We start from the raw sequence: 25,429 nt of genomic DNA on the forward strand, positions 1-25,429 counted from the left end.
CCGACGACCCGCTCCTAACGGCCGCCGGTAACGCGGGACTCACTCCTGCAGATCCGGCGGCTCGACCGCCTCCAGATCGGCGCCCTCCTCTTCCAGCGCCTCCCGGACGACCCGGTAGGCCAGCCCCGGCGAATACCCCTTGCGGGCCAGCATCCCGACCAGCCGGCGCATGCGCTTGGCCGGGTCCAGGCCCCGCGTCGCCGGCAACCTGCGTGCGACCAGCTCCCGGGCGGTGCGCTCCTCCTGCTGGGGCTCCAGGATCTCCACCGCCTCGTTGACCGTCTCATCGGCCACCCCGCGCCGCCGCAGTTCACTGGCCAGCGCCCGCCGGGCCAGCCCCCGTCCGAGGTGCCGGGACTGCACCCAGGCACGGGCGAACGCCGCGTCATCGATCAGCCCCACCTCGGTCAAACGCCCCAGCACCCGCTCGGCCGCATCCTCCGGCACGCCCTTGCGCCGCAACGCATCGGCGAGCTGGGCCCGGGTGCGCGGCGCCGCGCTCAGCAACCGCAGGCAGATCTCACGGGCCACCGCCTCGGCCCCCGCGGAAGCCCGCTCCGGGGCCCCGTCCGTCGCCGCCCCACCGGCGACAGACGACGCCCGCGCACCACGACGACGCCTTCTCCCTCCAGGCGCCGGCGGACCACCCGCCGCAGACTCCTCGGAACGACCTCCAAGCCCTCCCTCTGAGCCCTCCGACCTCTTCCCGGAACCTCCCGATGGGTCGGCAGCGGCCGGCGCCTCCCCCGAAGACGCCTTTCGCTTCGCGGACGCTCCGACACCACGCCCGCGCCGCCTTCTTCCGGACACCGAAGGCTCACCCACCGAGGAAGCCCCGGAACGGCCTCTGCCCTCTCGCCCGGAATCATCCGACGCGACATCCCAGCCATGAGGAATCCCCCGCAGCGCCTCGGGAGCGCCCGCAGGAGACGGCGCACCGGAAAGATCACCGCCATCCCCACCGGTCACGACCGGCGGATCGTCCGAGGCGCCGTCTCGGCCATGAGGAATCCCCCACAGCGCCTCGGGAGCACCCGCAGGAGGCAGCGCACCGGAAAGATCACCGCTGTCCTCATCTACGGCGACCGGTGGATCGTCCGATGCGACATCCCAACTGTGCGGCACCGACTCCCCGAACACCCGGGAAGCGCGCACAGGAGGCGGGCTGGCGCGGCCGTCTTCTTCCGGAACCGTCGACGGCTCACCCGCGGCCCCGGGCACCGGTGGTGTTCCCTCGCCGTCGGCGGGTGGGACCGTCCACGAGGGCGTTCCCCGCCTCTCAGGCGCCCTTGCATCGTGGCCGCGCCGTTCTCTCCCGGTCTTCGGCGCCCCGTCCGCCGAAGAGGCGCCGGGGCCGCTGCCGCCGTCCTCTTCGGGAACGTCCGGCGGAACGTCCCAGCTGTGCGGAACGGCGTCGGGGCGAAGGAAAGGATGGCGGCTCGTCATGACGAAGACCTGTGAGCGGCGGCGCCATCGGGGAAGGACCGCCGGCCGGCGGGCCGGGACGGTCTATGGCGCCGCCGCCCCACAGAGGAGATCATTGCGCACCCATGGTCAGCAGTCACCCCATATCGGGGATTCCCCGTCAAGAATCACCGGCCTTGGCGGCCCTGCCCGTCTTCCGGGTCGCCGCGGCGGGAGCGTCCGAGGCCGCGGCGGGCGCCGCCTGCTCGGCCTGGGCGTCCAGCCGCGGGCCGATCCCCAGCTTCTCCTTGATCTTCTTTTCGATCTCGTCGGCGATGTCGGGGTTGCTGCGCAGGAAGTTCCGGGCGTTCTCCTTGCCCTGCCCGAGCTGGTCGCCCTCGTAGGTGTACCAGGCCCCGGCCTTGCGCACGATCCCGTGCTCGACCCCCAGGTCGATCAGGCCGCCCTCCCGGCTGATGCCCTGCCCGTACAGCAGGTCGAAGTCGGCCACCTTGAACGGCGGGGACACCTTGTTCTTGACCACCTTGACCCGCACCCGGTTCCCCACCGGCTCGGTCCCGTCCTTGAGCGTCTCGATCCGCCGCACGTCCAGCCGCACCGAGGCATAGAACTTCAGCGCCCGCCCACCGGTGGTGGTCTCGGGGCTGTTGTGGACCATGACCCCGTCGACGAAGTAGTTGTGCGCCCCTTCGACCTCGATGTCGAACCGCCTCATGGACCGGGTCTTCGGCTTGACGCGGACGTCGAGGATCTGCGCCGGGACCAAGCGCGGTTCGGGATCGACGAACTGCGGCTCAACGGTGCAGCGCCCCCGCAGCCGCGGCAGCAACTTGTAGTCCATCGACTCGTGGACATAGGGGGCGATGAGTTCCTGGAACTTCGCGGAGGCGGCCGTGGTGAACTGAAGCACGCCGGCCTTGCGGGCTCCCCGCTCGATGAGCCTGACGTCCAGGCCGTGGGTGTCCCGCAGATATTCGACCAGGCGCTCGCGGGAACCCGGGCTGAACGCCTCCACGCAGATCTCGACACGCCCGGAGCCGCCCGCCGTCCTGTCCTGAAGCTCCTTGGAGGGCACGGCGAGATGACCGTCGTCCATGTACCAGATCGCCAGGGCGAGCGGTGTGAGCGCCTTGAGGTAGTCCCAGGTCAGGTGCTTCTTCCCGTCCCCGAAATAGACCACCCTGCGCAATTCGTCGAGTTCGGGCAACGGCGTGAAGTCGGCGAACACCGCGCCCTTGGCGTTGACGCTGCGTGTGCAGGGGATGTTGCCGAGCAGGGAGACCTTCCAGTCGAGGTAGGCGGCCTGCCCGGCGCCGTGGCCCATCCGGAACCGCACCCCGGTGCGTCCCCGGCGGTTGGGCGACAGGCTCCCATCGCCCATCACCGAGCCGAGGACGACCTGCCACTGCTGATCACTGAGCCGGTGGGTCTCCATGACCATGACCCGGTCGCCGGCGATCAGTTCCCCGGCCTCGCGGTAACCGCCCGGGGTGCGCACCAGGTGGTTCTCCGTCGCGGCGAACTGCGCCCTGCCGTTACCCCCGGACTTGGCGACGGTGAACTGCAGGAAACGCTCGGCGTTTCCGTTGTCGAACCAGTTCACGACGCGCTTGGGGACGATCTTGTCGAGCTGCGGGTCGTAGGAGAGGACCTCCACGTCCATCTTCTGGTCGACGATCTTGCCGATCTTCTCCTGCGTCCCGTCGGCGAGGGTGACCCGGGTGCCATAGGACATGCACCCGAACATGACTCCGATCTTTTCGCGGAGCTGGTTGATGAAGATGGCGGTGGTCTTGGCCTGGCTGATGGCGCCGGTCATCTTGCGCAGGGCCTGGGACATCAGGCGGGCCTGGAGGCCGACGTGGCTGTCGCCCATCTCGCCTTCGATCTCGGCGCGGGGGACCAGGGCGGCCACGGAGTCGACGACGATGATGTCGATGGCGCCCGAGCGCACCAGCATGTCGGCGATCTCGAGGGCCTGCTCGCCGGTGTCGGGCTGGGAGACCAGCAGGGCGTCGGTGTCGACGCCGAGCTTGGCGGCGTACTCGGGGTCGAGGGCGTGTTCGGCGTCGATGAAGGCGGCGATGCCGCCGTTCTTTTGCACGTTGGCGATGGCGTGCAGGGCGATGGAGGTCTTGCCGCTGCCTTCGGGGCCGTAGATCTCGATGATCCGGCCGCGCGGCAGGCCGCCGATGCCGAGGGCGATGTCCAGGGAGATGGATCCGGTGGGGATCACCTCCACGGGTGCGCGGGCCTCGTCGCCGAGCCGCATCACCGAACCCTTGCCGAACTGCCGCTCGATCTGGGCGAGCGCGGCCTCAAGAGCCTTGTCGCGGTCGTTTGCTGCCATGAGATGTCCCTGTCTGGTCCGAGGCCGTTCGGCCGGCCCTGGAGACTTCGCTTGCGGTCGGAGGCGACGTTACGGCGGCGGGCCGACAGTTTTCGAGCCGGTGCCGCGGCTGTGGACGAACGTCGTGTACGCCCCCACCTTACCGAACATTCGTTCGATCATGGGGCGCCTCGCCGGTCCGCCGCGCAATCTCCGTGCGCCGGGCGGGACGGTGTGCGTACTCTGGCCCGGTCGGAGGGGGTCACCATGACGCTGACCGTCGTCTTCTGCGCCGATCCACTCAACCCCCGGCGCGTGGACCCGCACTTTGCGCGCGAGGCCGCCGCGGTGCGGGACCACTACGGCAACGTGGCCTTGATCGATCACGACGTGCTGCGGCGGGGCGATGCGGCGGCCGCGGTGCGGCGGGTGCCGGTGCGGCTGGGTCCGGCCTGGTATCGCGGGTGGATGCTGACCGGTGAGGAGTATGAGGCGCTGGCCGAGGCGCTCAAGGAGCGCGGCACCCCGCTGATGATCCGCCCGGACGACTACCGCCGGGCGCACGAGCTGCCCGGCTGGCACGACACTTTCGCGGGCCTGACCCCGCAGAGCGTGTGGTGTCCGTTGCCGCCGCGGACCGTCCCCGACGATCTGGCGGAGCTGGTGCGTCCGCTGCCCGCGGGGCCCGGGGTGATCAAGGACTATGTGAAGTCGCGCAAGCACGAGTGGGCGGAGGCCTGCTATGTGCCGGACGTCAAGAACGTGGCGCAGCTGCGCGGCGTGGTGGAGAAGATGGTGGCCCTGCAGGACGAGTTCCTGTCCGGGGGCCTGGTGGTGCGCGAGTTCGAGTCCTATGAGACCGGCGAGGCCCGGGTGTGGTGGGTGGACGGGGAGCCGGTGCTGATCGGCCCGCACCCGGATGAGCCGGATTCGTGCCCGGAACCGGAGCTGGATCTGGTGGCGGCGGCGGTGCGGGCTTTGGGATGCCGGTTCATCACCACCGACATGGCGCTCCGGGCGGACGGGCAGTGGCGGGTGGTGGAGGTCGGCGACGGCCAGGTCAGCGAGCTGCCGGTGTCGGTGGATCCGATGGACCTGTACGCCCATCTGCCCGTCCCGGACTGAAGGTTCGGTGAACCTCTTTCAGCGCGCACCCCAAGGCGCCGGAGAAGGGAGCCCCGATGGTCTCCGCCGCCGCGGCGTTGCGGGTCACGGCAGCGTCCCAGACCGCGATGCCCCGTCCCGGCCTGCGGAGACGGCGTGGTGCAAAAGGTTCAGTGCAGGTGCGGGGGGACGTCGAAGGTCGCGCAGACCGCCTCCCAGACCCGTTTGGCGGATTCGCCGTCGGCCAGGGCCTGTTCGATGGTGCGTCCGCCGAGTTCGGCGATGACGTAGTCCTTGGCCACGCTCGCCGCGTAGGTCTCGCCGAACTGCCGGTTCATCCTGTCCCAGAACTCTGAGAGCCGCACGGCGGCCACGTTACCGCCGGCGGCGCCCTGGTTCTGTCCGAGGGGCGGGGCAGGATGGGGGGCATGGGCGAAGACGTGCTCAGGCGGTTCTCCCCGGCGACGCGGGCCTGGTTCTCGGGGGCGTTCGCCGGGCCCACGCCGGCGCAGGCGGGGGCGTGGGAGTCGATCGCGGCCGGTGAGCACACGCTGGTGGTGGCGCCCACGGGGTCGGGCAAGACGCTGGCGGCGTTCTTGTGGTCGCTGGACCGGCTGGCGACGTCCGGGCCGGTGGCCGAGCGGGAGCGGCGCTGCCGGGTGCTGTACGTTTCGCCGCTCAAGGCGCTGGCGGTGGACGTGGAGCGGAACCTGCGGGCGCCGCTCAGCGGGATCGGGCAGGCGGCGCGGCGGCTGGGGCTGCCGGTGCCGCAAGTGCGGGTGGGGGTGCGGTCGGGGGACACGCCGGCCGATGAGCGCCGCCGGCTGGCCGCCCGGCCGCCGGACATTTTGATCACCACGCCCGAGTCGCTGTTCCTGCTGCTCACCTCGCAGGCGCGGGAGACGCTGCGCGGGGTGGAGACGGTGATCGTGGACGAGGTGCACGCGGTGGCGGGCACCAAGCGCGGCGCTCATCTGGCGCTGTCGCTGGAACGGCTGGATGTGCTGCTGGAGCGGCCGGCGCAGCGCATCGGGCTGTCGGCGACGGTGCGCCCGGTGGAGGAAGTCGCGGCCTTGCTGGGGGGGATCGCGGCCGGTCCGGGCGGTGCAGGCCGCTGGGGACGGCCCGCGGCTGGATTTGCGGGTCGTCGTCCCGGTGGAGGACATGGACGAGCCGGGCCCGGTGCGGGAGAGCGACCCGCAGGCGCTTGCCGGGGAGGCATCGCGCAGGTCGGTGTGGCCGCATGTGGAGGAGCGGGTGCTGGATTTGGTGGAGGCGCACCGCTCCACGATCGTGTTCGCCAATTCGCGGCGGCAGGCCGAGCGATTGTGCGGCCGGCTGAACGAGCTGGCCTTCGAGCGTCGCGGCGGGGCGTTGCCGGACGGTGCGGTGCCGGCGGAGGTGATGGCGCAGGCCGGTGCCGTCAAGGGCGCGCCGCCGGAGGTGGCGCGTGCCCATCACGGGTCGGTGTCCAAGCAGGAGCGGGCCGGTATCGAGGAGGCCCTCAAGGAGGGGCGGCTGCCGGCGGTGGTGGCCACGTCCAGCCTTGAGCTGGGCATCGACATGGGGGCGGTGGATCTGGTCGTCCAGGTGGGTGCGCCGCCGTCGGTGGCCGGTGGCCTGCAGCGGGTGGGCCGGGCCGGGCATCGGGTCGGGGCGGTCTCCCGGGGGGTGTTCTTTCCCAAGTACCGCGGTGAGCTGCTGCAGACGGCGGTGGTGGCCGAGCGCATGGCCGCCGGGGAGATCGAGGCGCTGCGCTATCCCCGCAACCCGCTGGATGTGCTGGCCCAGCAGGTCGTGGCGATGGTGGCGATGGACGAGTGGACGGTGGAGGAGCTGGAGGCGGTGATCCGCCGGGCCGCCCCGTTCGCCGCGCTGCCGCGCTCGGCGCTGGAGGCGACGCTGGACATGCTGGCGGGCCGGTATCCGAGCGAGGAGTTCGGCGAGCTGCGCCCGCGGCTGGTGTGGGACCGGGTGACGGGGCGGCTACGCGGCCGTCCCGGGGCGCAGCGGCTGGCGGTGACCAGCGGCGGCACCATCCCCGACCGGGGCCTGTTCGGGGTTTTCCTGGCCGGTGGCGGCAGGGCGTCCCGGGTGGGCGAGCTGGACGAGGAGATGGTGTACGAGTCGCGGGTCGGCGATGTGTTCGTGCTGGGGGCCAGCTCGTGGCGGATCGAGGACATCACCCCCGACCGGGTGCTGGTGTCCCCGGCTCCGGGGCAGCCGGGCAAGCTGCCGTTCTGGCACGGCGATGATCTGGGGCGCCCGGCCGAGCTGGGGCGGGCGGTGGGGGCATTCGCCCGGGAACTGTCACGCCTGCCGCGGGAGCGGGCCCTCGCCCGGGTCCGGGCGGCGGGGCTGGATGAGCGGGCGGCCGGGAATCTGGTGGATTACCTGGCCGAGCAGCGGGAGGCCACCGGTCATGTGCCCGATGACCGGACGGTGGTGGTCGAGCGGTTCCGGGACGAGCTGGGCGATTGGCGGCTGGTGGTGCACTCGCCGCTGGGTGCGCGGGTGCATGCGCCGTGGGCGCTGGCGATCGCGGCGCGGCTGCGGGAGCGGTACGGGGTGGACGCGCAGGCGTTGCACGCCGACGACGGCATCGTGGTGCGCATCCCCGACGCCGATGAGCCGCCCGGGTCGGATCTGGTGGTGTTCGATCCGGAGGACATCGAGTCGATCGTCGTCGCCGAGCTGGGGGGTTCGGCGCTGTTCGCCTCCCGGTTCCGCGAGTGCGCGGCGCGTTCGCTGCTGTTGCCGCGCCGCCGCCCCGATCGGCGGACGCCGCTTTGGCAGCAGCGGCAGCGGGCGGCGCAGCTGCTGTCGGTGGCCGGCAGGTACCCGTCGTTCCCGATCGTCTTGGAGACGATGCGGGAGTGCCTGCAGGACGTGTTCGACGTCCCGGAGCTGGTGCGGCTGATGCGGGAGCTGGCCGGGCGTGAGGTGCGCGTGGTGGAGGTGGAGACGCCCGCGCCGTCCCCGTTCGCCAAGTCGCTGTTGTTCCACTACGTGGGCGCGTTCATGTACGAGGGGGACGCGCCGCTGGCCGAGCGCCGGGCGCAGGCCTTGGCGCTGGATTCGGCGCTGCTGGCCGAGCTGCTGGGGCAGGCCGACCTGCGGGAGCTGCTGGATCCGCAGGTCGTCGCCGAGACCGAGCGGCAGTTGCAGCGTCTGACCGCCGACCGCCGCGCCGGGGACGCCGAGGGAGTGGCGGATCTGCTGCGGGCTTTGGGGCCGCTGTCGGTGGAGGAGGTGGCGGCCCGTATCGCCGTGCCGGGGGATGCCGGGGAGCACCCGGGCGGCGCGGCCTCCTCGCCGCGGGCGCGGGCGGTGGCCGGGCGGTGGCTGGCGGAGCTGGAGGGGCAGCGGCGGGTCATCCGGGTGCGGATCGCCGGGGCCGAGCAGTGGGCCGCGGTGGAGGACGCCGGGCGGCTGCGCGATGCGCTGGGGGTGCCGCCGCCTGTGGGGGTGCCCGAGGCGTTCCTGGAAGTGGCCGACGACCCGCTGGGTGATCTGGTGTGGCGGCACGCCCGCACCCACGGCCCGTTCCGGGTCGGGGACGTGGCGGCGCGGTTCGGGTTGGGCCCGGCGGTGGTGCTGGAGGCGCTGCGGCGGCTGGGCGCGGCCGGGCGGGTCGTCGAGGGCGAGTTCCTGCCAGTGGAGACGGTGCGGGGACCGGCCGGGGGCGAGTGGTGCGAGACGGGCGTGCTGCGGATGCTGCGCCGCCGTTGCCTGGCGCGGCTGCGGGCGGAGGTGGAGCCGGTGCCGCCGCGGGCGCTGGGGCGTTTCCTGCCCGCCTGGCACGGCATCGGCGGCCGGTTGTCCGGCATGGACGCGCTGGTGCAGGCGATCGAGCAGCTGCAGGGGGCGGCGGTGCCGGCCTCGGCGCTGGAGACGCTGGTGCTGCCGGCGCGGGTGCCGGGGTATTCGCCGGCGCTGCTGGATGAGCTGACCTCCTCCGGTGAGGTGGTGTGGGCCGGGCAGGGGGCGTTGCCGGGCGGCGACGGGTGGGTGGCGCTGTATCTGGCCGACACCGCGCCGCTGCTGCTGCCGGAGCCCGCCGAGATCACGATGACGCCGCTGCACCGGGCGGCGCTGGAGGCGCTGGCGGGCGGGGGTGCGCTGTTCTTCCGCATGCTGTCGGACCGGGTGAACGCCGCCGGGGTCCAGGCCGGCGATGCGGAGCTGGCCGGGGCGGTGTGGGATCTGGTGTGGGCGGGGCTGGTGACCAATGACACGCTGGCGCCGCTACGGGCAGTGCTGGGTTCGGGGCGTCCCGCGCATCGTCCCAGGAGGTCGCGGCGGGGCCGGCCGGTGCTGCCGTCGCGCAGCGGCCCGCCGACCGTGGCCGGGCGCTGGTGGCCGCTGCCGGAGCGGGAGAAGGACCGCACGCGCCGGGCGCACGCGCTGGCCGAGGTGCTGCTGGAGCGACACGGCGTGGTGATCCGGGGGGCGGTGGCCGCCGAGCGCGCCGGGGGCGGGTTCGCGGCCGTCTACCCGGTCTTGCGCGCGCTGGAGGAGGCCGGTCACTGCCGCCGCGGCTATTTCGTGGAGGGCCTGGGCGCCGCCCAGTTCGCCCTTCCCGGCGCGGTGGATCGCCTGCGCGCCCTGCGCGAGCCGTTTTCTCCCGCCGGTTCGCCCTCCGGTGAGGAGTGGGGTGACGGGGCGGCGCGCCCCTCCGGTGCGCGGGAGGCCGACCGGCCGCAGGCCCTGGTGCTGGCCGCCGCCGATCCGGCCAACCCGTACGGGGCCGCCCTGCCCTGGCCCGAACGGGAGGGGCAGAGCGTCGCCGGGCACAAGCCGGGGCGCAAGGCGGGGGCTTTGGTCGTCCTGGTCGACGGGGAGCCGGCGCTGTATGTGGAGCGGGGCGGGCGCACGCTGTTGTCGTGGACCGAGGAGCCGCAGGTGCTGCGGCCGGCGGTGCAGGCCTTGGCCTCGGCCGTCCGGGAGGGGGCGCTGGGCAGGCTCACGGTCGAACGCGCCGACGGCGAGCGCATCGGTTCCTCCCCGCTGGGTGAGGCGTTGGAGGAGGCGGGTTTCCATCCCACGCCGCGTGGGCTGCGTCTGCGCGCCTGAAAGCCCGGGCCTGCGGGCCATGGGCATCCCAGGGGGTGGTGAGCTTCTGCTCTCCTCCCCGGAGAGAACGTAAATCCTCCCTGGGGTGGATCCGCGGCAAAAGGCTTTCTGGGACCATGTGACGCAACGGGGCAGCGGCGGCCGGGGGAAGCCGCCGCAGAACGGGGAGCAGTCATGACACCGACGACACGGTGGGTCATCGCGCAGCGGCGCAAGCGTCAGGTGATCACGCGGACGGTTCGCGATCGTGCTCTGTACGATCCGCGGCGGCACAAGCCCGCCGTCCCGCCGCGCCGCACCGCACCGAGCAAGTGATCGTGCCGGCTCCGCCGGGGTGCTCGCGGCGGCCCGGCCGGGGCCGGTCGCGAGTGAGTGGCCGATCGGTAACAAGGCGTTCATGGTTATTTGACGGCCGATCAACACGGCTGCTCGACCATGGAGGCATCCGAGCATGGACGCCGTCGAGGTCCCGGCGGTCGGCGCCGGTGATCGGGTAGAGCGTGGAAACCTCAAGGGCGCGGCCACGCACCGCATCGGCGCACGGGGGTGACCGGGAGGACCGGGCAGTGTCCGGCTCGCGCCTGCGGCACGCCAGGGCCCGGCGGCGCCGGGCCCTGGCGCCTTGGCGAGCCGGCGGCCAAAGCGCCGGAGCCGTCCCAGACGGCGCGGGACGCACCGCCGGGGTCGATCGGGGGCGGCGAAGACGGGTCCGGCGGCCCGTGTGCGGAGCGTATCCGGCGGTCCTGGGGGCGAGCCGTGCCGACGCCCGCGCCGCGGCCGGGCCGTTCGGCCTCACCACCCCCCGAAACAGCCGGTCAGCTCTGATTTCCCGCAGGCCACACCGTTGTTACCTGGATCACAGCGGCGGTGGAAGGAGGCGGCAACTCAACCACTCTGGTCGGCAAGGGATACTAGAGGCATGCGATTGTCCGCCCGGGTCGATTACGCTCTGCGTGCCGCCGCGGAGCTGGCGGTGGCCGGGAGCACCCCGGTGACCGCGGTTCAGCTCGCCGAGTCACAGCAGATCCCCCCCAAGTTCCTGGAGAACATCCTGGGCCAGCTCCGCAGGTCCGGACTGGTGCGCAGCCAGCGCGGCCCCGACGGCGGTTACTGGCTGGCCAAGCCCGCCGATGAGATCTCCCTGGCCGACATCATCCGCGCCATCGACGGCCCGCTGCTGGGCGTGCGCGGCGAGCGTCCCGAGCACGTCGGCTACCAGGGCGCGGCCCGCCCGTTGCAGGAGGTGTGGATCGCGCTGCGGGCCAGCGAACGCAGCATCCTGGAGTCGGTCACCCTCGCCCACATCGCCGCCGGCAAGCTGCCCGACCCCGTCGCCGAGCTCACCAAGGACCCGGCCGCCTGGCAGAGCCCTTCGCTGATCTGAAGGCGTCCACCGTGCCGGAGGGGGACACCGTCTGGCTGGCCGCCCGCCGGCTGCACCGGGCGCTGGCCGGATGGGCGCTGACGGTCTGCGACGTGCGCGTCCCCCGCTACGCCACGACCGACCTGCGCGGCCAGAGGGTGCGCGAGGCGGTCTCCCGCGGCAAGCACCTGCTGATCAGAGTGGACGGCGGGCTGAGCGTGCACGTCCATTTGAAGATGGACGGCCGCTGGCTGATCCGCCCCGCCGGCCCGGTGCCCCGCGACCATCGCATCCGCCTGGCGCTGGGCAACGAGCGCCATCTGGCGCTGGGCTACCGGCTCGGCGTCGTAGAGGTGCTGCCCACCGCCGCGGAGGAGTGCGCAGTCGGTCACCTGGGGCCCGATCTGCTGGGGCCGGACTGGGACCCGCAGGAGGCGGTGCGCCGCCTGCGCGCTCGTCCCGAACGCGCCATCGGCGAGGCCGTGATGGACCAGAGCGTGCTGGCCGGCATCGGCAACATCTACAAAAGCGAACTGTGCTTCCTGCGCGGCGTGCACCCTTGGCGCCCGGTCGCCGAGGCTGGGGACCTGCACGCCTTGGTGGATCTGGCCCACCGGCTGCTGGAGGCCAACAAGAACCGGCACGGGCACGTCACCACCGGTGACCTGCGGCCCGGACGCACGCACTGGGTGTACGGGCGGGCGGGCCGTCCCTGCCGCCGGTGCGGCGCCCGGATCGAGCAGGCCGAGCAAGGGCCGCCGGGGTGGGAGCGGCTCACTTTCTGGTGCCCTGGCTGCCAGGCCGCGCCCTGAGAAGAAGCGGCCGGCGGCATGCCGGGCCACTCGTCCCTTGAAAACCCGCCGGCCGTGTCCGGATGCGCTCTCCCCGACCGCGGCGGGGAGCGGCATCACCGGCCGACAAAGCGCTGGACCCCGACCCGTTCCAGGGCCGGGGTCCAGCGCATCTCACCGCAGGCGCGGTCGGCGAACCTTTTCGACACACCCTTCCCGCAGGTCGCCCGCGGGGACGTCGCAGTCGGGGCCGATGCCCTGACCTGCCGCGTCATGCCTCGAAGGCCGTCAGGACCCTCGTCCCGGACCTCCGAGACCGGGTGCTGAAAAGGTTCACTGGGTCTGCACCTCGAACATCCAGTGCTGCTTTTCCAGGTCGGCGGTGATGCCGATGAGCATGTCCTGGGTCACCAGGTCGGTCCGCCCGGTGGCCTCGATGCGTTCCCGGAAGCGAGCGATGATCTGCGCCAGGATGTCGGTCATGGAGGCGACCACCTTGTCGTCGGACTCGTAGCCGCCGTCGGGCTGGCGGATCTTGGTGGTGTCGGCGACCGTGCGCACCCGGCCGTCGGGGTTGACCCCCACCGCCACCGCGCGCTCGGCGACCCGGTCGGCGGCCTTGCGGGCCAGCGACACCACGTCATCCAGCTGCAGGTGCACCGACCGGAAGCGAGGGCCGGTCAGGTTCCAGTGATACTGCTTGGCCACCAACGACAGGTCGAGAAGATCGACCAGGGCGCCCTGCAGCGCCTCTCCCGTGGTCCGCCGGGCGGTCTCGTCACGCAGGGGGCTCATCACCGTCGCCATCATCGGCTCCTTCCGTGTCGAACGGGTGTCCCTTACCTTCAGGACCCTCCCCGTAAAAGCCGCGGGCAATCGCGGCGTACGTCACGGCAGCGGCCGAGGCGACGAACGCGGCCGGTCAGGCGGCCACCATGTCGGCGCGGAACTCGCCGGTGATCTCCTCTGGCGTGGACGGGATGGAGTCCGCCGAGATCGTCTCCCGCTCCAGCCCCTCGCCGAGCCGCTCGTGCGCGGGCGGGGCACCGGCCATCACCGGCTCCTGCTGCAGCTCGGCCAGCGCCAGCTGATCGGCGACTTCCCGCAGCACGTGGGACAGCGGCACTCCCAGGGCCTTGCAGATGGACGCGAGCAGTTCCGAGGACGCTTCCTTCTGCCCCCGCTCGACCTCCGACAGGTACCCCAGTGACACTCTTGCCGCAGCCGACACCTCGCGAAGGGTGCGACCCTGGCGCAGCCGCAGCTGCCGCAGTACGTCACCGAGCAGCTGGCGAAGCAGTACCATCGCTCGCTCCCTTCCCGGGTCTCGGACCTTCGACTTCTCCACGGTACCTGTCTACCAGGCGAGCACGGCAGACCAAGGATTTCGTGTTCGCTGGGAACGTAACGCTGTAATCAGCCAGCTTCTTCCCGATCCTCCCCCCACCGGTGGGCATCCGGACCGGTCCCGACCCCAAGGAGGATACGTCTTAGCAGGTCAAGGGCGTGCACCACGGTCATTTCGCGGATCGGCCCGCGGGCCTGGGCGCCCGATTCGGGCACCGGAAGGTTCGGAGCCCTCACCACCGGGTTAGCCTTGCCAGGTTCGGCCACGGCGATGAAGACCGTTCCCACCGGGCGGCCGTCCTGGGGGTCCGGGCCCGCCACCCCGGTCACCGCCAGCCCATAAGAGGCGCCCAGCCGGTCCCGCACCCCGGCGGCCATCGCGGCGGCCACCTCGGGATGCACCGCTCCCTCGGCCGCCAGCAGGTCCGCCGGCACGCCCAGCAGTTGATGCTTCAACCGCGTGGCATACGACACCACGCCGCCGGCATAGGTGACCGACGAACCGGGCATGTCGGTCAACCTCGCCCCCAGCAGCCCCCCGGTCAGCGACTCGGCCGTGGCCACCGTCGCCGACCGCTCCGCCAGCAACCGGTGCACGACCCGCTCCAGGGTCTCCTCCTCCGCGCCATAGACCACCGGGCCCAGCAGCCGGCGCGCCATCGCCTCGGCGCGTTCCAGCAGCTTCGGGGCGTCGCCTCCGGTCGCGGTGATCCGGATCCGCACCTCGCCCGGGGAGGGCAGGTAGGCCAGGCGCACCCCCTCCATCGCCTCGACGGGGGCCAGCCGGGCGGCCAGCTCCGACTCCCAGACCCCGGCGGTGCGCAACGTCCGTCGTGCGGTGCGCGTCCGTCCCAGGCGGGCGCTCAGCTCCGGCAACACCGTCTCGGTCATGATCGCGCGCATCTCGTGCGGGACCCCCGGCAGCGCGTACACCACGCCTCCGGGCAGCTCCACGCGCAGCCCGGGGGCGCTGCCGGCGGGGTTGGGCAGGATGCCGGCGCCTTCGGGCAGCTCCGCCATCCGCAGCGCCATCGGCACCAGTGTCCGCCCGGCCCTGGCCGCCCGGACGCGCAGCCGCTCCTCCAGATGCGGGTCGCGGACCAGGTCCACGCCCGCCAGGGCGGCCAGTGCCTCCCGGGTCAGATCGTCGTAGGTGGGGCCGAGCCCACCGGTGACGATGACCACATCGGCCCGCCGCAGCGCCCCGGTGACGGCCCGGGTGATCGCCTCCAGTTCGTCGCCGACCACCACGCTGCCGGTGACCTCGGCGCCGAGGTCGGCCAAACTCCGGCCCAGCCACGCGGCGTTGCCGTTCACGACGTCGCCGAGCAGCAGCTCGTCCCCCACCGTCACCACTTCGACCCGCATGCCGCTCCCTTTCACCGGCGGTCGGGACGCCCCCGCCCCATGAAGCGTGGTCATGCTCTCACGGCCGGAGCCGCATCAAGCCGGTGCGGCACGCCTCAGCCGCCAGGCCTGCACCACGTAGTCGACGCCGGTGACCACGGTGACGGCCACGGCGGCGGCCATCGCCGCCCAGCGCAGCGGACCCAGCGGGCCGGGCAGGATGAACAGCCCGATCGCGATGATCTGCAGCATGGTCTTGAGCTTGCCGCCCTTGCTGGCCGGGATCACCCCGTGGCGGAGCACCACCAGCCGCAGCACGGTGATGCCCAGCTCCCGGACCATGATCACTGCGGTGACCCACCACCACAGCTCGCCCAGCAGCGACAGCCCGACCAGCGCCGTGCCGGTCAGCGCCTTGTCGGCGATCGGGTCGGCGATCTTGCCGAAGTCGGTGACCAGGCCGTATCTGCGGGCCAGATCCCCATCGATCTTGTCGGTGATCGAGGCGGCGGCGAACACCGCCAGCGCTGCGATCCGTCCCGCGGTGCCCTCGGTGAACAGCAGCCAGGCGAACAACGGCACCAGCAGGATGCGCACCAGCGTCAGCAGGTTGGCGACGTTGTAGACGCTGACCGAAGCAGGCGGCAGGGGGGCGCCGGAGCGGCCGGCCGCCTGCTCCGGTCCGGGCGCGGCGGCCGAATCCGGCCCGACGGCGCTCATGGCGCGTCCGCCGTGGCGACCCCGGCCACCGGAGCATCGGCGGGTGCGGGCTCCGCCACCAGATCGACGCCCTCGCAGTCCACCACGGTGGCGGTGACGAACTCGCCCACGGCCAGACCCCGGCCCCGTACCAGCACCGTGCCGTCCACCTCGGGAGCCTGGTGCTCGGCCCGCCCTTCGAAGACCCCTGGTTCCACCTGCTCCTCCAGCAGCACCCGCACGGTGGTGCCGATCCGTTCCTCGGCGCGCTGCGCGGTCAGTTCCTCGGCCAGGTGCGACACTTCCGCGACCCGGTGGGCGATCTCCTCTTCGTCCAGCTTGCCGTCCAGCGCCGCCGCCTCGGTGCCCTCTTCGTCGGAGTAGCCGAAGACGCCGATCGCATCCAGCCGGGCCTCGCTCAAGAAGGCCATCAGCTCCTCCAGGTCGTCTTCGGTCTCGCCGGGGAAGCCCACGATGAAGTTGGAGCGCACGCCCGCATCGGGGGCCTTGTCGCGGATGCGGGCCAGCAGCTCCCCGAAGGTCTCCCGGTCGCCGAAGCGGCGCATGCGGCGCAGCACCGGCCCGCTGGCGTGCTGGAAGGACAGGTCGAAGTAGGGGGCCACGCCGGGCGTGGTGCACAGCACCTCGATCAGGCCGGGTCTCAGCTCGGCCGGCTGCAGGTAACTCAGCCGCACCCGCTCGATGCCGTCGATCGCCGCCAGTTGCGGCAGCAGCTTCTCCAGGGCCCGCAGGTCGCCCAGGTCCTTGCCGTAGGAGGTGGAGTTCTCACTGACCAGGACCACCTCCCGCACGCCGCGTTCGGCCAGCCAGGCGGCCTCGGCCAGCACCTCCTGCGGGTCGCGGGAGACATAGGCGCCGCGGAAGGCCGGGATGGCGCAGAACGTGCAGCGCCGGTCGCAGCCGGAGGCCAGTTTGAGCGGGGCGACCGGGCCGCCCTCCAGCCGCCGCCGCAGCACCCGCGGGCCGGAGGCCGGCGCCAGGCCCTCGGGCAGCTCGCCGTGGCCGGGGATGGCCACATCGCGGGCCTTCTCCCGGCGCGCGACCGGGGTGATCGGCAGCAGGGTGCGCCGGTCCCGGGGGGTGTGCGCGGGACGGCGGATCCCGGCCAGGACCTCCTCGAGCCGCTCGCCGATGTGGGCGTAGTCGTCGAAGCTCAGCACGGCGTCGGCCTCGGGCAGCGATTCGGCCAGTTCGGCCCCGTACCGTTCGGCCAGGCAGCCGGCCGCCACCACCTTGGCGCCGCTGTCGTGGACGGCCAGCAGGGTGTCGATGGAGTCCTTCTTGGCGGCGTCGATGAAACCGCAGGTGTTGACCACCACCACACCGGCCTGGCCGGCCTCGTCGACCAGCGTCCAGCCGGCGTCCTCCAGCCGGGCGGCGAGTTCCTCGGAGTCGACCTCGTTGCGCGCGCAGCCGAGGGTGACCATGCAGACAGTGCGGCGAGCGGACATGCCTCTAACCGTAGTGGGCGCCGCGCGCCCGGCGGACCGGGTGGTCACCTTCGCGTCCGCGCCGGCGGGGCGGCCCCGGCCCCGCGAGGGGCGCTCAGGTGCCCTCCGGGTCGCCGGGGCCGAAGTCAAGGCGCAGCACCTGGCCGTCGGTGCCGGGGGAGCCCAGTTTCTTGCCGTTGACGGTGAGCTCGACCCCGCCGCCGTTGCCGATCAGGATGTAGATGCGCTTTTTGGCGGTCCACTCCATGCTCTTGCCGGACGCCAGCAGCCCGCTGAACAGCTGCCTGCCTTTTTCGTCCCGGACGTTGAGCCAGCTGGAGCGCTTGGCCTTCACCCGCAGCTGGACGTTCTTGCGGGGCACCGCCGCCACCGCATCGGGGGCGGGGGTGGCCGTGGCGGACTGCGCGGGCAGGGCGGCCCGGCTGGGCTGCGCCACCGGCTGGGCGGTCTGCGGATCGGTGGCGCCGCCGTCCAGCACCCGGACGATCCCGTACAGCACCACCAGCACCAACGCCACCGCCATGGCCGCGGTCCAGTTGGGCGAACGAGGCTCGGCGATCTTCACCGGCCGTTCCGATTCGAAGGCCGCGGCGGCCGACGTCGGTTCCAGCGCGCCGTATTTGCGGTCGAACTCGCGGATCAACGGCTCGGGGTCGATCCCGACGACCTTGGCGATGCTGCGGATGTGGCCGCGGGCATAGAAGTTGCCGCCGCAGGAGGCGAAGTCGTCGGCCTCGATGCCGCGGATCACGCTGGCCCGGATCCGGGTCCGCTCGCTCACCTGACTGATGGTGAGACCTGCTGTCTGACGGGCGGTTGCCAAGGTCTCACCGATGCTCACGCCGCGCCCTCCCGGAATTGCAGATCGGCCGTGCCGGGCCGATCACGGTGAACAACACAGCTTCGTCGCTACCGTTCCCGTGTGGTCCAGTCTAAGAAGCGGCATGCCCGTTAAGCGATACGCAACGCGTTCGAAACAGGGCAAGATTTCGCATCATTCGGAGAACGTCCCGGAAGCCGCGTCCAGACCCATCGCAGGAGGGGTTCGGCCGCCGCATGCGGCCCGTCCCCCGGCCTCATCCCCCGCCGCGCACCCGGGCCAGCGTCTCGGCCAGGTCGTCGGGCTTGACCAGCACGTCACGCGCCTTGGAGCCTTCGCTGGGACCGACGATGCCGCGGCTTTCCATCAGGTCCATCAGCCGGCCCGCCTTGGCGAATCCCACCCGCAGCTTGCGCTGCAGCATGGAGGTGGAGCCGAATTGCGTGGTGACGACCAGTTCAATGGCCTGCAGCAGCAGTTCCAGGTCATCGCCGATGTCGGAGTCGATCTCCCGCTTGGGGGCGGCGGACTCGATGACCTCGGGCCGGTAGGCGGGCTCCTTCTGCTTCTTGCAGTGCTCCACCACGCCCATGATCTCTTTTTCCGAGACATAGGCGTTCTGGATCCGCATCGGCTTGCTGGCGCCCATCGGCAGGAACAGCGCATCGCCCTGGCCGACCAGCTTCTCGGCGCCCGGCTGGTCCAAGATGACCCGGCTGTCGGCCAGCGAGCTGGTGGCGAACGCCAGCCGGGAGGGCACGTTGGCCTTGATCAGCCCGGTGACCACGTCCACGCTGGGCCGCTGGGTGGCCAGCACCAGGTGGATGCCGGCGGCGCGGGCCAGCTGGGTGATGCGGACGATGGCGTCCTCCACGTCCCGGGGCGCCACCATCATCAGGTCGGCCAGCTCGTCCACGATCACCAGCAGGTAGGGGTAGGGCTCATAGACCCGTTCGCTGCCGGGCGGCGGCTTCAGGTGCCCGGCCCGCACCGCCTTGTTGAAGTCGTCGATGTGGCGGAAGCCCGAGGCCGCCAGGTCGTCGTAACGGCGGTCCATCTCCCCCACCACCCACTGCAGGGCCTCGGCGGCCTTCTTGGGGTCGGTGATGATGGGGGTGATCAGGTGCGGGATGCCCTGGTAGAGGGTCAGCTCGACCCGTTTGGGGTCCACCAGCACCATCCGCACCTCATCGGGGGTGGCCCGCATCAGCACCGAGGTGATCAGCCCGTTGATGCAGGTGGACTTGCCGGCGCCGGTGGCCCCGGCGATGAGGATGTGCGGCATCTTGGCCAGGTTGGCCACCACGGTGCGGCCCTCGACGTCCTTGCCCAGCCCCACCACCATCGGGTGCCGCTCGTTGAGGGCTGCCGGGGAGCGCAGCACGTCGCCCAGGCTGACGATGTCCTTGTCGACGTTGGGAATCTCCACCCCGATCGCCGATTTGCCGGGGATCGGGGAGATGATCCGCACATCGGCGCTCTTGACGGCGTAGGCGATGTTCTTGGTCAGCGCGGTGACCTTCTCCACCTTCACCGCCGGGCCCAGCTCGATCTCATAGCGGGTGATCGTCGGACCCCGGGTGAACCCGGTCACCTGCGCGTCGATGTCGAACTGCTCCAGCACCTCGGTGAGCGCCGCCACCACCATGTCGTTGGCCTTGGTGCGGGGCTTGGCCACGGTGCCGGGACGCAGCAGCGACAGATCGGGCAGCTCATAGTCGCCGGACGGCGACGGCAACGGCAGCTGCTCGGCATGGCGCGGCGCCGGGGTCGGGTCGGGAACCTCCGGAAGCGCCGGGGCCCTCCGCTCCGGCTGCTCCAGGAACGGTTCGGGCTCGGGCTCGAACAGGTCGTCGGCCAGGTCCCGCCGGGGCGCGGGATCCTGCGGGCGCTCCTCCAGGACGGGGGTGTCGTACGGCTTGGAGTGCTCGCCGATGTCCAGGCCGTCCTCGTCGGAGGGCCGCCGGGCCGCGGCCGTCTTCTTGCGCCGCTGCTTGGGCTTGGGCTCTTCCTCGGGCCGCTCGCCCGCCTCCGGGTCCTCGCCGGCGCGTTCGCGCAGCATCACCAGGTCTTTGAGGGCGGCGAGCCGTTCGGGGATGCGGTACACCGGGGTCGCGGTGACCACCAGGAGGCCGAAGACGGTTCCCAGCAGCAGCAGCGGCACCGTCACCCACGTGCTGAACAGCGCCTTGAGCGGGGCCGCCACCAGCCAGCCCAGCACCCCGCCGGCGTCGCGGACCCGGCCCATCTCCTCGGCGGGGGACGGCAGGCCCGCCGCCAGGTGGACCAGGCCCGCCACGCAGATCGCCAGCGCGCTGGCGCCGATCACCACCCGGCCCAGGTCGCGGTTGCGTTCGGGGTGGCGCAGCGTCCGGTATCCCAGGACGGCCACCACGACCGGCAGCACCACGGCGAGCCTGCCGAAGGCGCCCCACACCACCGTCTCCAGCGCGATGAGGACCACGCCCTCCTGGAGCCGGAACCAGGTGACCGCGGCCAGCACGATCGCGGCGCCCAGCAGCGCCACTCCCAGCCCGTCGCGCCGGTGCTCGGCGTCCAGTTCGCGCGCCCCCTGCCCGTAGGCCCTGACCCCCCGGCCCACGCTGCCCGCCAGCGCCCGGTACAGCCCGGCCAGCAGCCGCAGGAAGCCGATGATCAGCCGGGCGAGCGGCCCCGGGCGGCGGGAGGACCGCCCGCTCTTGGCCGGCCGGCGCGCCGCGGCGCCCTTGCGGGCCGCGGCGCGCCCGGTGGAGGTCTTGCGGACGGGCGCGGTCTTGGTGGTGCCGGCGGCACGCCCGGCGGGGGCCGTCCTGCTCGCGGCCTTACGCGCGGTGCCGGATGTGCGCGGGCTTCCAGGGGTGCGCGAGGAACCCTGGGCTCCTCCGGACGCACGTGTGGCCATGGTGACGAGCGTAGCGAGCACCCCAACGGATGCCCTGCAATCGGTTGATCCCGCGTGTCGCGGCGGCCGGGAAGGATCCGCCGGGCGCGTCCGCCGGCGGCGGACGCGCCGTCAGACCTCGACCACCACCGGGACGATCATGGGACGGCGGCGGTAGTTCTCATTGACCCAGCGGCCGACGGTGCGGCGGATCAGCTGGCTGAGCTGGTGCAGCTCGTTGACGCCCTCGGCGGCGGCCTCCTGCAGCACCTCCTCGATCCGCTCGATGACCTCCTCGAAGTCCTCATCGGCGATGCCGGCGCCGCGGGCGTGGATCTCCGGGCCGGCCACCACCTTGCCGGTGGAGGCGTCGACGCCGACGACGATGGAGACGAACCCCTCCTCGCCGAGGATCCGCCGGTCCTTCAGGGAGGTCTCGGTGATCTCGCCGACCGACAGGCCGTCGACGTAGACGTAGCCGGCGGGGACCGCGCCGGTGATGGAGGCCCGCCCGTCGACCAGGTCCACCACCACGCCGTCCTCGGCGAGGACGATGTTCTCCTCGGGCACGCCGGTCAGCGCGGCCAGGCGGGCGTTGGCCTTCAGGTGCCGCCACTCGCCGTGGATGGGCATGAAGTTGCTGGGCTTGGTGAGGTTGAGCACATACAGCAGCTCGCCCGCCGAGGCGTGCCCGGACACGTGCACCAGCGCGTTGCCCTTGTGGATGACGCGGGCGCCCCACCGGGTGAGGCCGTTGATGACCCGGTTGACGGCGGTCTCGTTGCCGGGGATCAGCGAGGAGGCCAGCATCACCGTGTCGCGCTCGGTGATGCGGATCTGGTGGTCGCGGTTGGCCATCCGCGACAGCGCCGACATCGGCTCGCCCTGGGAGCCGGTGCACACCAGCACCAGCCGGTCGGGCGGGACGTCGTCGATCTGCCGCTGCTCGATGAGGATGCCCTCGGGCACCTTCAGGTAGCCCAGCTCGCCGGCCACTCCCATGTTGCGCACCATGGAGCGGCCGACGAAGCAGACCTTGCGGCCGTTGGCGGCGGCGGCGTCCAGCACCTGCTGCACCCGGTGGATGTGGGAGGCGAAGCAGGCCACGATGATCCGCTCGTCGGCGGTGCGGAACACCTCGTCGATCACCGGGCCGATCTCGCGCTCGCTGGTGACGAAGCCGGGCACCTCGGCGTTGGTGGAGTCGCACATCAAAAGGTCGATGCCCTCGGCGCCGAGGCGGGCGAAACCGCCCAGGTCGGTCAGCCGTCCGTCCAGCGGCAGCTGGTCCATCTTGAAGTCGCCGGTGTGCAGCACCAGCCCGGCGGGGGTGCGCACGGCCACCGCCAGCGCGTCGGGGATGGAGTGGTTGACCGCCAGAAATTCCAGGTCGAACGGGCCGAAGGAGCGCCGCTCGCCCTCGGTGACGCCGATGGTGACCGGCCGCAGGCGGTGCTCGGTGAGCTTGGCCTCGATCAGCGCCAGGGTGAGGCGGGACCCCACCAGCGGGATGTCGGCCCGCTCGCGCAGCAGGAACGGCACCCCGCCGATGTGGTCCTCATGGCCGTGGGTCAGCACCACGGCCTCCACCTGGTCCAGCCGGTCCCGGATGTAGTCGAAGTCCGGCAGGATCAGATCGACGCCCGGCTGCTCCTCCTCGGGGAACAGCACGCCGCAGTCGATGATGAGCAGCCGCCCGCCGAACTCGAACACCGTCATGTTGCGGCCGATCTCCCCGAGGCCGCCCAGCGGGACGATGCGCAGTCCGTTCTCCGGCAGGGCGGGCGGGCTGGAGAGCTCAGGGTGCGGATGGCTCACGGGGACCCCACCCGGCGGCCCGGCCGCCCTTGGGGCATGGGCCGTGACTTCGTGCGTGCGCTCATGCCTCAACCTCCTGCACCTTGACTCCCCCCTGTGCGAGGTCTTCGCGCAGCCGCGCCACGAACTCCGGCGTCGCCGGCGCCAGCGGCGGCCGCAACGTACCGCCCGGCAGGCCCAGCAGGCCCAGGGCCGCCTTGGTGGCGATGGCGCCCTGCGTGCGGGTCATGATGGCGGTGACGACGGGCAGCAGCCGGCGGTGGATCGCCAGCGCCCGGCCGGTGTCGCCGCTTCGGTACGCCTCGATCATCTCATGCAGGTCTGCCCCGACGACATGTCCGATAACGCTGACGAACCCGGCGGCTCCCACTGACAGCCAGGGCAGATTCAGGTTGTCGTCGCCGGAGTAGAAGACCAGGTCGGTGGCGGCCATGACCCGGGAGGCGGCGAACAGGTCGCCCTTGGCGTCCTTGACGGCGACGATGCGGGGGTGCTCGGCCAGGCGCAGCAGCGTGTCGGTGTGGATCGGCACACCGGTGCGGCCGGGGATGTCGTAGAGCATGTTGGGCAGCCCCGTGGCGTCGGCGACCGCGGTGAAGTGGGCCAGCAGGCCCTCCTGAGGGGGCTTGTTGTAGTAGGGCGTGACGACCAGCAGCCCGTGCGCCCCGGCCCGTTCGGCCCGCCGGGCCAGCTCCAGGGTGTGAGCGGTGTCGTTGGTGCCCACACCGGCCACCACCGTGGCGCGGTCGCCCACCGCCTCCAGCACCGCCCGCAGCAGGCGGTCCTTCTCCTCGTCGCTGGTGGTGGGGGCCTCGCCGGTCGTGCCACTGACGACCAGGCCGTCGTTGCGCTGCTCGTCGACCAGGTAGGCCGCCAGGCGGGCGGCGCCGTCGTAGTCCACCTCGCCGTCGGGGGTCATCGGGGTGACCATCGCGGTCAGCATCCGGCCGAACGGCGCGTCACTTGCAGTAGTGGGTGCCATGCCTCGAACGGTACCGTCACGGCCGGTGCCGCCGCGCCCACAGGTGCGCCTGCCGTTGGGCGGGGCGCGGCGCAAGGGCATGGGGCAGAGCACGAAGAGACGCCGCGGCTGTGCGCTCGGGGGTACGTACAGCCGCGGCGTCTACACCGACATCGTGACATGAAAAAGCCGCGCCACGGCGGGAAAACCGGTGATTTTTCGACTCAATTGAGTAACGCCGGGACTCAATCGGATAACGGCGGCGCCCCGCGGCCCGCCGCGCCCTTCGGGCCGTGCTTTTCAGCGCCCGATCCCGCACCTCGGAGGCGGGAGCCCCGGTGCCGTCACAGGTCACGGCATCGCCCCGAGGACTGCGCACCCGCAGGCGGTCTGCGGAAAAGGATTCGCCGCTCAGATGGCGGGCGCGCCTCATGGCCGGGCCCGGGCACGTGATCACCCGGGCCTGACCGGTGTGCACCCCCTTCAGCCCCGCCGGGCCCGTTCAGCCGGTGCTCGCGGGGCTGGGATCGGCGTCGGACAGTTCACGGAGCCGGGCGCGCAGTTCCTCGACGCTGAGCGTGCGCACCAGTTCGTTGCCCCGGACGGCCCACCAGTGCCCAGAGCCGCCCCGGCCGAACCTCCACCCGGAGAATTCGGCCGACAGCTCGCCGAGCCGGTGGGTCACCTGTGCTGTGGTGTCCTCCATCTCTTCGACCTCGCTCCCCACAGTCGAGACTGCGCCTGTGTCCGACCGGCCGCCGACCCCCATCGGCCGCTGATCCGCCGTGGGATCTACCCTGCCGCGAGCATTGCCATGCACAGCCTTCACCTGCGAAAATGTCTATTTGGGAACGTTACAAGCCAGCTGACCGACTGGCTAGAGTTTTCTGGCGCGATCGGTAGCCGGTCTTTGCGGTATCGCTCTTGCCGCCGCCCCTCGACCGTCCACTCGCGGCACAACGACGCGCTGCGGAAAGCCATGTGGGGGTTGTGCGAGGGAGTCGAGACCGCGCCGCACGGCTCCCCGGCCCGGCCCGTCAGCGGCCGGCAGGCCGGCACCCCTCTGCTCTGAACACCGTGACGCGGTCTTGCGATGAGGTGCGCCACCGGCTCGGCGCACCCGGCGAAGTGCCGTCCCACCAGGGACTTTGTCGGCCGTGACCCATCGTAGGGCACATGACGGCTTGGTCCGGTCACCCAAGAGGAGACGATGACGGGCACAGCGCATCCCGTCCGCCGGGACCGTTCCAGAACCGGAATCGGACCGTCCCGCCGCGGTCCGCTATAGCCTGGCCCCGTCACCCACGATCATCAGGAGATGACGCCCATGGCCGATGTCGGCGTACGGCCCGCCCGCCGGGCGGACGCGGCGGCGGTCGCCGACGTGCAGGTGCGGGCCTGGCGAGAGGGGTACCGGGAGCTGCTGCCGGCGAAGGTGCTGGCCGAGGTGACCGCGCCGCAGGCGGCGGCGGTGTGGCGGGAGCGCTGGCTGCAGGCGATCACCGACCCGCCCAGCCCGCGGCACCGGCTGCTGGTGGCCGTCTCCGCCGAGCTGGTGGTGGGGTTCGCCGCGCACGCCCCCGCCGAGGACCCGGACCTGGATGCGGCCACCACCGCCGAGCTGGTGACGCTGCTGGTCGACCCGGTGCACGGCCGGGCCGGGCACGGCAGCCGGCTGCTGGCCGCCACCGCCGACCTGCTGGGCAAGGACGGCTTCGCCACCGTGGTCTGCTGGGTCTTCGAGCAGGACGCGGTGATGCGCCGCTTCCTGGGCTCGGCGGGCTGGGCCCCCGACGGCGCCCGGCGCGTGCTGGACATGGGCGAACCGGTGCCGATGATCCGGATGCACACCGATATCTCCGGCGGCACCCGGCGTCTGTGAACGTTCTCGAATGAGCCCGTACGGTGCCGTACGGGCACCGTCGTTGCATGCCGGACACTCCCGGGAATCGTCGCGGCCGAACCTTTTTCACCGGCGCCGGACGCATCGGCCGCC

At 72.1% G+C, this 25,429-nt stretch carries 17 protein-coding genes and 1 pseudogene; 5 read left to right on the top strand and 13 right to left on the bottom strand.

What is annotated here, in order from left to right; translation table 11 throughout:
• Positions 1 to 39: 39 nt before the first annotated feature.
• Complete coding sequence (locus tag TCUR_RS28050; protein WP_012853615.1) at positions 40 to 531, bottom strand: regulatory protein RecX; 492 nt, start codon at positions 529 to 531, stop codon at positions 40 to 42.
• Positions 532 to 1,585: 1,054 nt separating this feature from the next.
• Positions 1,586 to 3,775 carry an intein-containing recombinase RecA gene (recA, locus tag TCUR_RS16235; protein ID WP_012853617.1) on the bottom strand — a complete coding sequence of 730 codons (2,190 nt, stop codon included), beginning with the start codon at positions 3,773 to 3,775 and terminating at the stop codon, positions 1,586 to 1,588.
• A 246-nt stretch (positions 3,776 to 4,021) separates the two neighbouring features.
• On the opposite strand from recA, the gene TCUR_RS16240 reads away from it, so the two are divergent.
• Positions 4,022 to 4,879: an ATP-grasp domain-containing protein gene (locus TCUR_RS16240; RefSeq protein WP_012853619.1), complete on the top strand. Its 858-nt coding sequence runs from the start codon at positions 4,022 to 4,024 to the stop codon at positions 4,877 to 4,879.
• Positions 4,880 to 5,028: 149 nt separating this feature from the next.
• On the opposite strand, the gene TCUR_RS16245 is transcribed toward TCUR_RS16240, so the two are convergent.
• Positions 5,029 to 5,223, bottom strand: coding sequence for a DUF3046 domain-containing protein (locus TCUR_RS16245; protein WP_012853620.1), 195 nt, complete (start codon positions 5,221 to 5,223; stop codon positions 5,029 to 5,031).
• A 63-nt stretch (positions 5,224 to 5,286) separates the two neighbouring features.
• Between TCUR_RS16245 and TCUR_RS16250 the strand changes: the two are divergent.
• From TCUR_RS16250 to TCUR_RS16260, 3 genes and pseudogenes are all read left to right on the top strand, one after another.
• Positions 5,287 to 9,934: pseudogene (locus TCUR_RS16250) on the top strand (ATP-dependent helicase).
• 919 nt (positions 9,935 to 10,853) lie between these two features.
• Positions 10,854 to 11,318 carry an RrF2 family transcriptional regulator gene (locus TCUR_RS16255; RefSeq protein ID WP_012853622.1) on the top strand — a complete coding sequence of 155 codons (465 nt, stop codon included), beginning with the start codon at positions 10,854 to 10,856 and terminating at the stop codon, positions 11,316 to 11,318.
• Between the two features lie 11 nt (positions 11,319 to 11,329).
• The gene (locus tag TCUR_RS16260; RefSeq protein ID WP_012853623.1) at positions 11,330 to 12,109 is read left to right on the top strand and encodes a DNA-formamidopyrimidine glycosylase family protein; all 780 of its coding nucleotides are present in this window, start codon (positions 11,330 to 11,332) and stop codon (positions 12,107 to 12,109) included.
• 312 nt (positions 12,110 to 12,421) lie between these two features.
• Here the strand turns inward: TCUR_RS16260 and TCUR_RS16265 are convergent, their stop codons facing one another.
• The 10 genes from TCUR_RS16265 to TCUR_RS16310 all read right to left on the bottom strand — a co-directional run bounded on the left by TCUR_RS16265 (position 12,422) and on the right by TCUR_RS16310 (position 24,139).
• Positions 12,422 to 12,895 carry a Dps family protein gene (locus TCUR_RS16265; RefSeq protein WP_012853624.1) on the bottom strand — a complete coding sequence of 158 codons (474 nt, stop codon included), beginning with the start codon at positions 12,893 to 12,895 and terminating at the stop codon, positions 12,422 to 12,424.
• A 115-nt stretch (positions 12,896 to 13,010) separates the two neighbouring features.
• Positions 13,011 to 13,394 carry a helix-turn-helix domain-containing protein gene (locus tag TCUR_RS16270; protein ID WP_012853625.1) on the bottom strand — a complete coding sequence of 128 codons (384 nt, stop codon included), beginning with the start codon at positions 13,392 to 13,394 and terminating at the stop codon, positions 13,011 to 13,013.
• A gap of 110 nt (positions 13,395 to 13,504) precedes the next feature.
• Entirely contained in the window at positions 13,505 to 14,803 is a 1,299-nt protein-coding gene (locus TCUR_RS16275) for a competence/damage-inducible protein A (RefSeq protein ID WP_012853626.1), read from the bottom strand.
• Positions 14,804 to 14,878: 75 nt separating this feature from the next.
• Entirely contained in the window at positions 14,879 to 15,502 is a 624-nt protein-coding gene (gene pgsA, locus TCUR_RS16280) for a CDP-diacylglycerol--glycerol-3-phosphate 3-phosphatidyltransferase (protein WP_012853627.1), read from the bottom strand.
• Positions 15,499 to 16,953, bottom strand: coding sequence for a 30S ribosomal protein S12 methylthiotransferase RimO (gene rimO, locus TCUR_RS16285; RefSeq protein ID WP_012853628.1), 1,455 nt, complete (start codon positions 16,951 to 16,953; stop codon positions 15,499 to 15,501). Before rimO ends, pgsA begins: the two co-directional genes overlap by 4 nt.
• 94 nt (positions 16,954 to 17,047) lie before the next feature.
• On the bottom strand, positions 17,048 to 17,794 hold the full coding sequence (locus tag TCUR_RS16290; protein WP_012853629.1) for a helix-turn-helix domain-containing protein: 747 nt from the start codon (positions 17,792 to 17,794) through the stop codon (positions 17,048 to 17,050).
• Between the two features lie 235 nt (positions 17,795 to 18,029).
• Positions 18,030 to 20,675 (bottom strand): FtsK/SpoIIIE family DNA translocase, encoded by a 2,646-nt coding sequence (locus TCUR_RS16295; protein WP_012853630.1) that lies wholly within the window; start codon positions 20,673 to 20,675, stop codon positions 18,030 to 18,032.
• 111 nt (positions 20,676 to 20,786) lie between these two features.
• Positions 20,787 to 22,472 (bottom strand): ribonuclease J, encoded by a 1,686-nt coding sequence (locus tag TCUR_RS16300; protein ID WP_012853631.1) that lies wholly within the window; start codon positions 22,470 to 22,472, stop codon positions 20,787 to 20,789.
• 61 nt (positions 22,473 to 22,533) lie between these two features.
• Positions 22,534 to 23,454, bottom strand: a complete 921-nt coding sequence (dapA, locus tag TCUR_RS16305; RefSeq protein WP_012853632.1) for a 4-hydroxy-tetrahydrodipicolinate synthase — start codon at positions 23,452 to 23,454, stop codon at positions 22,534 to 22,536.
• Positions 23,455 to 23,935: 481 nt separating this feature from the next.
• Positions 23,936 to 24,139 carry a hypothetical protein gene (locus TCUR_RS16310; protein ID WP_148233040.1) on the bottom strand — a complete coding sequence of 68 codons (204 nt, stop codon included), beginning with the start codon at positions 24,137 to 24,139 and terminating at the stop codon, positions 23,936 to 23,938.
• A gap of 621 nt (positions 24,140 to 24,760) precedes the next feature.
• Between TCUR_RS16310 and TCUR_RS16315 the strand changes: the two genes are divergently transcribed.
• Positions 24,761 to 25,315: a GNAT family N-acetyltransferase gene (locus TCUR_RS16315; RefSeq protein WP_012853635.1), complete on the top strand. Its 555-nt coding sequence runs from the start codon at positions 24,761 to 24,763 to the stop codon at positions 25,313 to 25,315.
• Positions 25,316 to 25,429 lie beyond the last annotated feature (114 nt).

Origin of the sequence: Thermomonospora curvata DSM 43183 (assembly GCF_000024385.1) — a bacterium.
GTDB lineage: Bacteria > Actinomycetota > Actinomycetes > Streptosporangiales > Streptosporangiaceae > Thermomonospora > Thermomonospora curvata.

What these genes read in the sequence shown, in the direction of transcription:
- dapA (WP_012853632.1), bottom strand. Translation starts at nt 23,454, where the DNA reads ATGGCACCCACTACTGCAAGTGACGCGCCGTTCGGCCGGATGCTGACC.
- TCUR_RS16310 (WP_148233040.1), bottom strand. Translation starts at nt 24,139, where the DNA reads ATGGAGGACACCACAGCACAGGTGACCCACCGGCTCGGCGAGCTGTCG.
- pgsA (WP_012853627.1), bottom strand. Translation starts at nt 15,502, where the DNA reads ATGAGCGCCGTCGGGCCGGATTCGGCCGCCGCGCCCGGACCGGAGCAG.
- TCUR_RS16240 (WP_012853619.1), top strand. Translation starts at nt 4,022, where the DNA reads ATGACGCTGACCGTCGTCTTCTGCGCCGATCCACTCAACCCCCGGCGC.
- TCUR_RS16315 (WP_012853635.1), top strand. Translation starts at nt 24,761, where the DNA reads ATGGCCGATGTCGGCGTACGGCCCGCCCGCCGGGCGGACGCGGCGGCG.
- recA (WP_012853617.1), bottom strand. Translation starts at nt 3,775, where the DNA reads ATGGCAGCAAACGACCGCGACAAGGCTCTTGAGGCCGCGCTCGCCCAG.
- rimO (WP_012853628.1), bottom strand. Translation starts at nt 16,953, where the DNA reads ATGTCCGCTCGCCGCACTGTCTGCATGGTCACCCTCGGCTGCGCGCGC.
- TCUR_RS16265 (WP_012853624.1), bottom strand. Translation starts at nt 12,895, where the DNA reads ATGGCGACGGTGATGAGCCCCCTGCGTGACGAGACCGCCCGGCGGACC.
- TCUR_RS16275 (WP_012853626.1), bottom strand. Translation starts at nt 14,803, where the DNA reads ATGCGGGTCGAAGTGGTGACGGTGGGGGACGAGCTGCTGCTCGGCGAC.
- TCUR_RS16255 (WP_012853622.1), top strand. Translation starts at nt 10,854, where the DNA reads ATGCGATTGTCCGCCCGGGTCGATTACGCTCTGCGTGCCGCCGCGGAG.
- TCUR_RS16270 (WP_012853625.1), bottom strand. Translation starts at nt 13,394, where the DNA reads ATGGTACTGCTTCGCCAGCTGCTCGGTGACGTACTGCGGCAGCTGCGG.
- TCUR_RS16295 (WP_012853630.1), bottom strand. Translation starts at nt 20,675, where the DNA reads ATGGCCACACGTGCGTCCGGAGGAGCCCAGGGTTCCTCGCGCACCCCT.